At 57.6% G+C, this 10,906-nt stretch carries 9 protein-coding genes; 3 read left to right on the forward strand and 6 right to left on the reverse strand.

Annotated features, from left to right (window positions below):
* Nucleotides 1–12: 12 nt before the first annotated feature.
* Complete coding sequence (locus VOI23_RS15305) at nt 13–897, reverse strand: amidohydrolase family protein (protein WP_323785804.1); 885 nt, start codon at nt 895–897, stop codon at nt 13–15.
* 153 nt (nt 898–1,050) lie between these two features.
* On the opposite strand from VOI23_RS15305, the gene VOI23_RS15310 reads away from it, so the two are divergent.
* Both VOI23_RS15310 and VOI23_RS15315 read left to right on the forward strand, forming a co-directional pair.
* Nucleotides 1,051–2,265, forward strand: coding sequence for a LysR family transcriptional regulator (locus VOI23_RS15310; protein WP_323785805.1), 1,215 nt, complete (start codon nt 1,051–1,053; stop codon nt 2,263–2,265).
* Nucleotides 2,266–2,390: 125 nt separating this feature from the next.
* Nucleotides 2,391–3,335, forward strand: coding sequence for a Gfo/Idh/MocA family oxidoreductase (locus VOI23_RS15315; RefSeq protein ID WP_323785806.1), 945 nt, complete (start codon nt 2,391–2,393; stop codon nt 3,333–3,335).
* A gap of 64 nt (nt 3,336–3,399) precedes the next feature.
* Here VOI23_RS15315 and VOI23_RS15320 read toward each other — a convergent pair whose 3' ends face one another.
* Nucleotides 3,400–5,850: an ATP-binding protein gene (locus VOI23_RS15320; RefSeq protein WP_323785807.1), complete on the reverse strand. Its 2,451-nt coding sequence runs from the start codon at nt 5,848–5,850 to the stop codon at nt 3,400–3,402.
* Between the two features lie 290 nt (nt 5,851–6,140).
* Between VOI23_RS15320 and VOI23_RS15325 the strand changes: the two genes are divergently transcribed.
* The gene (locus VOI23_RS15325; RefSeq protein ID WP_323785808.1) at nt 6,141–6,653 is read left to right on the forward strand and encodes an acyloxyacyl hydrolase; all 513 of its coding nucleotides are present in this window, start codon (nt 6,141–6,143) and stop codon (nt 6,651–6,653) included.
* A gap of 162 nt (nt 6,654–6,815) precedes the next feature.
* Here the strand turns inward: VOI23_RS15325 and VOI23_RS15330 are convergent, their stop codons facing one another.
* From VOI23_RS15330 to VOI23_RS15345, 4 genes are read right to left on the reverse strand one after another with little or no spacing between them, the layout of a single operon-like run.
* Nucleotides 6,816–7,889: a BMP family ABC transporter substrate-binding protein gene (locus VOI23_RS15330; RefSeq protein WP_323785809.1), complete on the reverse strand. Its 1,074-nt coding sequence runs from the start codon at nt 7,887–7,889 to the stop codon at nt 6,816–6,818.
* A gap of 38 nt (nt 7,890–7,927) precedes the next feature.
* Nucleotides 7,928–8,743 carry an ion transporter gene (locus VOI23_RS15335; RefSeq protein ID WP_323785810.1) on the reverse strand — a complete coding sequence of 272 codons (816 nt, stop codon included), beginning with the start codon at nt 8,741–8,743 and terminating at the stop codon, nt 7,928–7,930.
* Nucleotides 8,730–9,818 (reverse strand): ABC transporter permease, encoded by a 1,089-nt coding sequence (locus VOI23_RS15340; RefSeq protein WP_416376539.1) that lies wholly within the window; start codon nt 9,816–9,818, stop codon nt 8,730–8,732. The genes VOI23_RS15335 and VOI23_RS15340 overlap by 14 nt, the downstream gene beginning before the upstream one ends.
* Nucleotides 9,818–10,897: an ABC transporter permease gene (locus VOI23_RS15345; protein ID WP_323785811.1), complete on the reverse strand. Its 1,080-nt coding sequence runs from the start codon at nt 10,895–10,897 to the stop codon at nt 9,818–9,820. The genes VOI23_RS15340 and VOI23_RS15345 overlap by 1 nt, the downstream gene beginning before the upstream one ends.
* Nucleotides 10,898–10,906: the final 9 nt, after the last annotated feature.

The following is a 10,906-nucleotide window of genomic DNA, read 5'->3' on the forward strand; positions in this document are numbered from 1 at the left end:
GACGTTTCCTCCTTACGATTTCTTTTCTTCGGGCCAATACAGGCGCATCGGGTTGTCGATCAGCAGCTTGCGGCGGGCCTCGTCAGTGGTGGCGATCCGTGGGATCACGTCGACCAGTTGACCGTCGTCCGGCATGTGCGATTTCATGTTCGGGTGGGGCCAATCGGTGCCCCAAAGAACGCGGTCGGGAAACGCGTCGACCAGACGGCGCGAAAACGGCACCACGTCGTCATAGGGCGGTCCCGCCACGGTCAGGCGTTCCGGACAACTGACCTTGACCCAGATATTTTCGTTGTTGGCCATCAGGTCGACGAAACGGTCGAAATCGGGGTGATCTACGCCTTTCGACACGTCGGGCCGGCCCATGTGATCGACCACGATGATGCCCGGCAGGCTGGTCAGGAAGGGGGTCAGTTCTTCCAGGTCGGGGGCTTCGAAATAGACCACGATATGCCAGCCCAGCTTGGATATCCGTTCGGCGATGCCGGTGAAGACCTCTTTGGGGGTATCATCGACCAGCCGCTTGACGAAGTTGAAGCGCACGGCGCGCACGCCAGCCTTGTCCATCGCGTCGAGTTCCGCATCGGTTACATCGGGCGACACCACGGCAACACCGCGCGCCAACGGCCCTGCGGTTTCCAGTGCGTCGACCAATGCGGCATTGTCTGTGCCGTGGCACGACGCCTGTACGATCACGTTGCGGGAAAATCCCAGATGGTCGCGCAGCGCGAAAAGCTTTTCCTTGGGGGCGTCGCAGGGGGTGTATTTCCGTTTCGCAGAATAAGGAAACGTATCGGCTGGGCCGAACACATGGCAATGCGCATCCACGGCACCCGCAGGCGGCGTGTACTCCGGCACCTTGGGCGAAGGATGGAAGGGCAGGTAATCCGCGTCCATTGAGTATTATCCTTTTACTTAGGTCATCTTGGTTCGCCGGGGCTTGGCCCGGGATTGCGCTGAACATAAGACTTAAGCCCGGGAAACCCCAGTTCATTCCTTGTTGGTTCCAATTTGAAAATGTTATAGCATTGATGAATCTGGAGGGGTGAGATGCAGGTAACTCTGCCCAATGTCAGGCATTTACAGGCGGTGCGCGAAGTCGCGGGTTGCCATCGGATCAATGAGGCGGCCAAGCGCGTGCACCTGTCGCAACCCGCCGTCACGCAGGCCGTGGCAAAGCTGGAACGCGCGGTGAACGAACCGCTGTTTGACCGGCGGCCCGAAGGTATGTTCACCACCGAGGCAGGCAGGCTGTTCCTGCATCGGGTCAACCGGGCGCTGGATCTACTGAAAGAGGGCGAACGACAGGCACGGCGCAAGGCATCGCAGCCCGGGCGGCGGGATTTCCACCGCTTGACGACCTCGACCCAGCTCAGGGCGCTGACCGCAGTGGCGCAGACGGAAAATTTCAGCCATGCGGCCCGGCAGCTCGGGGTGTCGCAACCGGCTGTTCATCGGGCGGCAAAGGATTTGGAACGGTTGTCGGGGATGACATTTTTCGAACCGGTGCGGCGCGGCGTGCAACTGACACCGTCGGCGGACTCCTTTGCCTATTACGTGCGCCTCGCGGCGGCGGAAATGCGGCAGGGGGAATATGAAATCAGTGCCTTACAGGGGCGCGATTCAACCCAGATCGTAGTCGGGTCTTTGCCGTTGTCACGGCCCGCGATACTGCCTGCGGCGATGGATCGTCTGCTCCGTTCGACAGAAGGCGGGGTGCAGTTGCATTGTATCGATGCACCTTATGAAACGCTGTTGCGGGACCTGCGCTTTGGCGAGGTCGATTTCATTCTCGGCGCGCTGCGCGATCCCTTGCCTGCCGACGACGTGGTGCAGGAACCGCTGTTCGAAGATCGACTTTACGTTGTGGCAGGCAAGGATCATCCGTTGACCAAGCGATCCGGTCTGACGCTGGAGGATACCCTGTCCTTTTCCTGGATCGCACCACCCAAATCGACGCCCAGCGGCAGCTATCTGTTCGAAAGTCTGAAAATTCCGCAATTGCCCAACACGCCGGTGCGTATCGTGGCCAGTTCGCTGGCGTTGGTGCGCGGGTTGATGATGCGCGGCGATTACCTGACCATCATGTCGCGCCGACAGCTCGAGGTGGAAATGGAAATCGGCATGTTGGTGACATTGCCGATCGACCTGAAGGGCAGCGCCCGTTCCATCGGGTTGACATGCCGTGCCGGATGGGACCCGACGCCAACCCAGACGCGCTTCATGGACATGATCCGGCAGGAGGGGCTGAAATGGCATCGGTAGCCAATCTATAACAAAATTGAATGGTGCAGGCAGCTGTTTCAAATTCCTCCCCGGCACGGCACTATGATAGCTGCAGGCATGACCGAAGCTGTGGCACAGGCCGCACCGATGAGGGAGAGATTGGCATGAGAATTTGCGTTGCAGGTGCCTATGGCGCCTTTGGTATTAAACACCTGGACGCGCTGGCCGCGATCGAGGAAGTGACGGTGACCTCGGTGATGGGGCCGACCGCTGAAAAAATCGAAGCCCTGGCCAAGGAACGTGGTATCGGCCACTGGGCGACCTCGCTGGAAGACTGCATTGCGCGCGATGATGTGGATGCGGTGATCCTGGCGACGCCGACGCAACTGCACGCCGAACAGGCGATCGCGACGATGCGCGCGGGCAAGCCGGTCTTCATCGAAATCCCGATGTCGGATTCGCTGGACGACGCGCGCCGTATCGCAGAGGTGCAGAAAGAAACCGGGCTGACCTGCATGGCCGGTCAGGTGCGTCGCTTCAATCCCAGCCATCAATGGATCAAGAATAAGATCGACGCCGGTGAGCTGAAGATTCAACAGATGGACGTGCAGACCTATTTCTTCCGCCGCAGCAACATGAACGCCAAGGGCGAACCGCGCAGCTGGACGGATCACCTGCTGTGGCACCACGCCTGCCACACCGTCGATCTGTTTCAATATCAGACCGGCGAAGTGGCCTCCGGAGCTTACGGCTTGCAGGGGCCGAAACATCCCGATCTGGGCATCGCGATGGACATGTCGATCGGGATGAAAACGGAATCGGGCGCGATCTGCACCCTGTCGCTGTCGTTCAACAACGACGGACCGCTGGGCACGTTTTTCCGCTATATCTGTGACAACGGCACGTATATCGCGCGCTATGACGACCTATACGACGGCTACGAAAAACAGATCGACCTGTCCGATGTGGCGGTGTCGAACAACGGGATCGAGTTGATCGACCGTGAATTCATCGCCGCGATTCAGGAGGGCCGCAAGCCCAATGGCGATTGCCACGATGTGTTGGCGGCGATGGAAACGCTGGACCGGATTGAACGCAGCATGAGCTGATCCGACCCATTCTCACAATAAAAAGGCCGGGGCATGCTCCGGCCTTTTTCGTTGAGAACCCACTTTATCCCTGATGTTTCGCCGCCATTGCGCGCGTGATCGCCTCGGCCAATACCTTACGGCGAACCGGTTTTGTCAGGCGAATATCCGACGAGCCCAGTTCCGGTCCGCCGACATCGGCGTCGCGGGCATAACCGGACAGGAAAATCACTGGCAGATTCGGGTTGATCTGTCGCACCTCGCGCGCCAGATCCGTACCCTGCAATTTTCCCGGCATCACGATATCCGTAATCAGCAGGTCAAAGTCGGGTGAGTTGCGGAAGAGATCCAGCGCATCGTCGCCGCTGGGCTGCGCCTGCACTTTGTGTCCCAGCCGAATGAGAGTCGATTCCAGAATGGCGCGGACGCCATCATCGTCTTCGGCGACCAGAATGCGCAGCGTCGTTGCCTGCGCACCGCTGCCGGACGCGTTTTTCGCCGGGCTGTTCAAAAAAGTGCCATCCAGCGCCTTGAAGTAAAGCCGGATCGTGGTGCCCTGACCCGGGGCAGAATCGACGCGGATGGTGCCGCCAGATTGTTTGATGAATCCTTCAACCATCGACAGGCCCAGCCCCGACCCCTTGCCGGGGTGCTTGGTGGAAAAGAACGGTTCGAAAATCCGGTCGACAATAGCCTGGGGAATGCCGTCACCCGTATCGCTTATGCTCAGCATCACATAAGGCCCCGGCATCAGATTGCCGTCCGAATTGATATCTTCGGTCTTCAGCTCTTTCAGGGCGGTCCGGATTTTCAATGTCCCGCCATTTGTCATGGCGTCGCGGGCATTCACGATCAGGTTGAGCAAAGCCGAAGCTGTCGAACTGCGATCGACGCGGATGCGCGGCAGCGGGGTTTGCAGGTCGATCTGCACGTCGATTGTGGCGGGCAGGGTGCGTCCGGCCCAAGCTTCGGTTTCACGCACAACATCGTTGAGGTCGATGATTTCCGGCACAAGCCGTGCCCGGCGGGCGAAACTCAACATGCTTTTGGTCAGATCGGCGCCGCGATCAGTCGCCTGAATTGCGGTGTCGATAATGTTCAGACGGTCGTCGTCTTCGACATTCTCGTCCGTTATATCATCGCGCAGCAGTTCCAGACTGCCGCGCACAACGGCCAGTAGATTGTTGAAATCATGAGCAACCCCGCCGGTCAGCAGCCCGATGCTTTCCTGTTTTTGTGTCTGACGCACGATTTCGGCCTGTCGCGCGAATTCTTTTTCGCGCTCCTTCTTTTCGGTAATATCGGTGATGAAGCTGTCACGCCGGACACTGCCACCGGGCATCGCCGTCATCTGTCCATGACCTTCAAGCCATTTACGTTCGCCTGTGGCCGCGGTGATCGGCCAAATGAAATGCCACGGCGTCAATGTATTGCGGGCGCGTTCGATTTCTTCCCTTAATTCCTGCCGAAATTCCGGATCGACCATGTCCCAGGCAAGCTGAGAGTTCGCCATCGCAATTTCTTTGGAAACCCCCCAAATTCCCTGACAGCTATCAGTGATGAAATCGAGACGTTCGCTGCCATCTTCGAACATGATGTAGGATGTATAAACCCCCGGGACGTTTTTCATTACGCTCTTCATCCGGGCATCGGTGATTTCCATCTCGCGGATGGTTTTTTGCCGCGATACCGCCAGAATATTCGCAGTCACCATTGGGAACAGGATCAGCGCGGCGACAAAAAGCATAAGCAACCGATTGTAAAGTAACGAGCTTTCCGCCACTTCCCAACCCATGGCAGGGCGCGTGTAGATCGACCAGCTGTCGCCGGGGACCAGTATTTGCGCCGTCACCGGGTGGTCGTTTAGAAGATCGGGCGGGCCGAAGAAGATGTTATCTGAAGCATTGTCGTCAGTGCTGACTGCGATGGTCGCCGAGATATCGCTATTGGGATCGGTGACGCCGGTTGCATCCAGAAAAGCGCCCATATCGAAGACAAGCGACAAGACGCCCTTGAACTGCACCGTTTCATCGCCGGAAGCATAGACCGGCACACGGAAGATGAAACCCTTGCCGCCCTGAACAAGATCGACCGGCCCGACCAGAACGACCTGCCCGGTGTCGCGCGCGTTCAACACGGATTCGAGTTGGGCCGGTACATTGCGATAGTCCAGACCGATGGCCTTCTCATTTCCCTCGACAGGGTGCACCCGGGTGATAACCAGGTCAGGTGCCCAAGCAATGTTGATGACTTCGGGAAGATCGGAAAAAATCTCGGACACGAACAGGCTGAATTCGGTCTGTGAAATTTCCCCGCTGCGGCTGAGATGCGACGCCAGTCCGCGTCCCAAATGCAGGCCGCCATCAATCTGGCTTTGCAGACGGGCGCGCAGGACTTCTGTTTCGTTGACAACATCTGCTCGGGTGGCCTGCCCTGCAAATTCCCTTGACTGAAAATCGAATACGAATGCCAGAAGCACGGCAGCAATAATCGCAACCAAAGACGGTAAATAGTTCAGAGGGGACGGTTTACTCATCAATCGTTCTTATCAAACCTTTGGTTGGGTTTTTAGGTCGGGTTTCGTATCAGCTTAGTCAGCAGAGTTTTGCATTAAAAGGGATTCTTCTTCGCTGCTTATACTAATTCCACTGCCGCAAAGGTTGTGTCCATGGCTGCTCTAAATTTATTAGCGAAAGTTGCGCTTTCCATGCAACGCTGGGGGCGAATTTTAGTTTAGGTTAGTCACTGGCCAAATGAGGCTGCTTCGTGTCGTGACTTTCCCAAATGCCTGTTCTAAGTCTTGGGCGACCGAGAAGGAGTGCGATCATGGACGGAACCTTTGCTGTTCTCTTCCTGCTGGCCGGTCTGGCCGATATGAAAATGAACCATTGTCAGGACGGCTGCATGGCACAAAGCCAATTACCGGCGCGGATCGCGGTGTCGGGGGGCGACGTGCAGTTTCAAGACGCCAGCATCGGGCGGGAACTTTACGTTCGCTACGATTTAAATCGCAGCTATGGCCCGTTCCAGCCCGCCTTTGGCGCCTCGATTACCGATGACGGTGACGCATGGATCGGGTTCGGTGCGGTCTGGACCGGGCATTTCGCACAGGACCGCGCCTATGTTCAGCTGCATTTGATGCCGGGGCTTTATGCGCAGGGCGGCGGCCCTGACGTGGGGTTTCCGGTCGAGTTCCGCTCCGGGGCTGAAATCGGATACGAGGCCCGCAGCGGTTTACGGATTGGCGTCAGCTATGATCACCGCTCGAATGCCGATATCAAAGCCACCAATCCGGGGTTGGAAACCGTACAATTGCGGGTCAGCGTCCCACTGCGTTAGAGGCGTATAATCCGATTGCAGTCGTCTTGTCCCGGTCTCGCGTATCGGCCGGATGATCGTGTCGGATAATCGTTTCCGTTTTTCCCCGTTGGGAACCCTAAGGCGGCGACAGAAAAGCCCCGCACAGTGGCGGGGCTTTCCGAAATCACAAGGCCAGCCCATTTATTGCGGAATGGTGCCTTCGATTCCTTCGACATAGAAATTCATGCCTGCCAGGGTGCCGTCATCGGCCACTTCGCCTTCGGCCAGCCAGGGGGTACCATCCTGTTTGTTCAGGGGTCCAGTGAAGGGGTGATATTCACCGCTGGCGATCGATGCTTTCAACGCCAGTGCGTGTTCTTTCACCTCGGTCGGGACCGCATCGGAAATCTCGCCGATGCCAACCATACCTTTGCCGATTCCGTTCCAGGTGTTGACGGTTTCCCAAGTGCCATCGATCACCGCCTGGGTGCGTTCGATGTAGTAGGGGGCCCAGTTGTCGATGATCGAGCTGACCCGCGGCATAGGGGCGTATTCGGACATGTCCGATGCCTGACCGAAGGTGATCACGTTGCCAGCGGCCTGAGCGGCGGCCTGCGGTGCGGTGGAATCGGTATGTTGCAGAATCACGTCTGCGCCCTGTTCGATCAGAACCTTGGCCGCGTCGGCCTCTTTCGCAGGATCGAACCATGTATAAGCCCAGACGATCTTGAACTGCACATCCGGGTTCACCTTCTTGGCGTGGATATAGGCCGAATTGATGCCGCGGATCACTTCGGGGATCGGGTAGGACCCGATATAACCGACGACATTTGATTTGGTCATTTCACCGGCGATGGTGCCCTGAACCGCGCGACCTTCGTAAAAACGGGCGGAATAGACCGAAACATTTGGTGCTGTCTTGTAGCCGGTGGCGTGTTCGAATTTCACGTTGGGAAATTTCTTGGCCACATTGATCGTCTGATCCATGTAGCCGAAAGAGGTGGTGAAGATCAGGTCAGCGCCTTCCAGCACCATCTGGGTCATCACCCGTTCCGCATCCGGGCCTTCGGGCACCGATTCAACGAACACGGTTTCGACCTTGTCGCCGAACTTTTCCTCGACGGCCAACCGGGCTTGGTTGTGTTCATAGGTCCAGCCACCATCTCCGACGGGGCCGACATAGATGAAACCGACCTTGGTCTTTTCTTCCGCGATACCGGCAGTGGCCAGCCCCAGAGCCATTGCGGCGCTTGCAAGCAGAGTTCTTCTTTTCATGTTGGATTCTCCTTTTGAACTTCAGGTTTTCAGGTATTTCAATCGTTGCTTTTCGAGCGCCGTAAACGCTCCCGATACGCTTTTTCTTCCGCGCTGCTTTCGATCTTTTCGAGGCTTTCTTCGATATCCTCGATATCACGCCCGACCAGAGCCGAGGTGATGACGCCGGCGGGCACGGCAAAGACACCCATGCCCATGAACAGGATCAGCGATGTGAACAGCTTGCCGCCCAGAGTGATCGGAATGACGTCGCCATAGCCGACCGTTGTCAGGGTGATGACGGCCCACCACAGGCACGCGGGAACCGAGGTGAACACGTCGGGCTGGGCTTCGTGTTCGAAGAAATAGATGCCAACGGCACTGATATAAATCAGGAACAGGGCGATGATGTAGAACAACGCCAGTTCGGCATGTACGCTGACAAAGGCCTGGCTAAGCCGCCTCAAAGCGCGGCTGTAGCGGATGACTTTGAGGATCCGAACCATCTGCATCAGTCTGAGCAGCCGGATCGCGGCGGTGCCGCCGACCGTCAGGAACAGGCTGGGCATCCAGGCCAAAAGGTCGATGACGCCCCAGAAGGACAAAATATAGTGCAGCGGGTGCTTGGCGGCGAAAACCCGCAGCAAATATTCGCACATGAAGACGGTGACAGCGATCCGTTCGAACCATAACAGTGCCAGCCGGGCATGGTCCGGCAGCGTCGGCACGGTCGAAATGGCAAAGGCGATTGCCGTGAGCACGATCAGCCCGTGCAGCGCCAGCGCCACCCAGGACCCAAATTTCTTGTCGCGGCCATCCAGAATGTCCCGGACCCATTCCTGAGTGGCCGGATCACGTGGTTTAAGTCCCAGCATGGAACCCTTTCCCCAAGGATGCAGGTGCCCGCGACCGGTCCGCCGACATGATGACCAGCACCAGAATGGTAATCAGATAAGGCGACATTGCCAGATATTCGACCTTGAAGGGGACGAAAATTCCCCTGGTTGCTACTTGGAAAATCAATCCAATAAAGGCGGTTCCAATAAATAACGCATTTCTGAACGATCTGGGGCTCTTACGGTTTTTAAACTGCAATACCAATACGAAAGCCGAGCATCCAAAAATGATTGCTCCGATAGAAGAAACAGGAAACTGAACACCTGCCGCCTGAAGGTTCAACTGCAACACGCTCACCCCGCCGAACAGGCCCGCGCCCAGCATCACCCGCCAGGGTTTCCAGCTGGCAAACACCACCAGCGCCAGCGCGATCCAGCCAACACCAGAAGTCATGCCTTCGGTCCATTGCGGCACCCGGATCAGGCTGATATAGGCACCGCCCAATCCCGCGCAGGCACCACCGAACATGATCGCCAGCACCCGGATGCGCACAACCTTATAGCCAAGCGCATGGGCGGCATCGTGGTTTTCGCCCACCGCGCGCAGGATCAGACCAGCGCGGGAATATTTCAACACTGCCCAGACGATCAGCGTCAGGAAAAAGGCCAGATAGACCACGAAATCGTGGCTGAAAAGGATCGGTCCCAGAACCGGGATATCGGACAGCAGCGGGATATCGGGTTTTGGAAACGGGGGTGGTTTAACACCCTGGTAGCCCTGTCCGATCAGCGATGACAGGCCCAGCCCGAACAGCGTCAGCGCCAGCCCGGACGCCACCTGATTGGCCAGCGCGAACTGGGTCAGGATCGCAAACAAAAGCGACAGGACCGCGCCGCCAATAGCCGCCGCAATCAGGCCCAGCACAGGTGATCCGGTATTGACCGCAATGGCAAAGCCGCAGATTGCACCGGTGATCATCATCCCCTCGACACCGAGGTTCAGCACACCGGAACGTTCCACCACCAATTCACCTATTGCCGCCAGCAACAGCGGTGTCGCAGCCACGATCAAAGAGGCAAGAAGCAGGATCGGGTTGATCGAAGACAAATCCATTATGCGACCTCTCTGCGGCTCAGCCGGATGCGGTAATTGGTCAATACATCGACCGCCAGCAGGAAAAACAACAACATCCCCTGGAACAACTGAATTGCCGCCGATGGCAGCCCCATGTTGGACTGGGCGATATCGCCGCCGATATAGGTCAGCGCCATCAACGCACCGGCCAGCAGAATACCCACCGGGTGCAACCGTCCCAGAAAGGCTACGATGATCGCGGTGAAGCCATACCCGGCATTGAAATCAATGCTGATTTGTCCCGACGGCCCGGCGACCTCGAACAATCCGGCCAACCCGGCCAGCGCCCCTGACGTGCCAAGGCAGATCAGGATCAGCCGCGTCGGGTTCACCCCGGCAAACCTTGCCGCCCGCGGTGCTTCGCCGGTCAGCCGGATATGGAAACCCAGCATGTGCCGGTTGAGCAGGATATAGGCGAAGATGACCGCAATAAAACCCGCGACCACGCCCCAATGCATGCCGACGGTCTGATTGATCCAGCTGTTGGCGCTGGCATACTCATTCAGGTTGCGGCTGCCGGGAAATCCGAAACCTTGCGGGTTTTTCAGCAATCCCAGCGACATTGAGGCCAGCAATTGTTCGGCCACATAGACCAGCATCAGCGAGACAAGGATTTCATTGGTGCCGAACTTCACCTTCAGGATCGCCGGGATCATCGCCCAGGCCCAGCCGCCCAATGCCCCTGCGATTACCATCAGCGGGAAAATGTACCACGCTTCCAGCGGATAGAAGGCCAACCCGACGCCAGCGCCACAGATCGCGCCGATGATATACTGGCCTTCGGCGCCGATATTCCAGATGCCAGCCCGAAACCCCAACGACAGTCCGATCGCAATCAGCACCAGAGGTGCGCCTTTGACCAGAATTTGCGGCCGGTAATAGAAGGCAAATTCGGAAAACAAAGGGTCCCAGAAAATCGTCTTGATCGCCTGCGTGGGGTCCTTTCCGAGAACGGAAAACAAGATGCCCCCCGCGATCATTGTCAGGATTACCGCCAGAAGTGGCGTTACATAGGTCCACAGCTGCGACGGCTGGGGCCGCTTTTCAAGCCTCAGCACGCCGCGCCC

Origin of the sequence: Thalassovita sp. (assembly GCF_034670005.1) — a bacterium.
Classification (GTDB): Bacteria; Pseudomonadota; Alphaproteobacteria; order Rhodobacterales; family Rhodobacteraceae; genus Thalassobius.

Bases quoted from the DNA above. Each gene is read 5' to 3' on its own strand.
- VOI23_RS15305 (WP_323785804.1), bottom strand. From the start codon at position 897: ATGGACGCGGATTACCTGCCCTTCCATCCTTCGCCCAAGGTGCCGGAG.
- VOI23_RS15310 (WP_323785805.1), top strand. From the start codon at position 1,051: ATGCAGGTAACTCTGCCCAATGTCAGGCATTTACAGGCGGTGCGCGAA.
- VOI23_RS15315 (WP_323785806.1), top strand. From the start codon at position 2,391: ATGAGAATTTGCGTTGCAGGTGCCTATGGCGCCTTTGGTATTAAACAC.
- VOI23_RS15320 (WP_323785807.1), bottom strand. From the start codon at position 5,850: ATGAGTAAACCGTCCCCTCTGAACTATTTACCGTCTTTGGTTGCGATT.
- VOI23_RS15325 (WP_323785808.1), top strand. From the start codon at position 6,141: ATGGACGGAACCTTTGCTGTTCTCTTCCTGCTGGCCGGTCTGGCCGAT.
- VOI23_RS15330 (WP_323785809.1), bottom strand. From the start codon at position 7,889: ATGAAAAGAAGAACTCTGCTTGCAAGCGCCGCAATGGCTCTGGGGCTG.
- VOI23_RS15335 (WP_323785810.1), bottom strand. From the start codon at position 8,743: ATGCTGGGACTTAAACCACGTGATCCGGCCACTCAGGAATGGGTCCGG.
- VOI23_RS15340 (WP_416376539.1), bottom strand. From the start codon at position 9,818: ATGGATTTGTCTTCGATCAACCCGATCCTGCTTCTTGCCTCTTTGATC.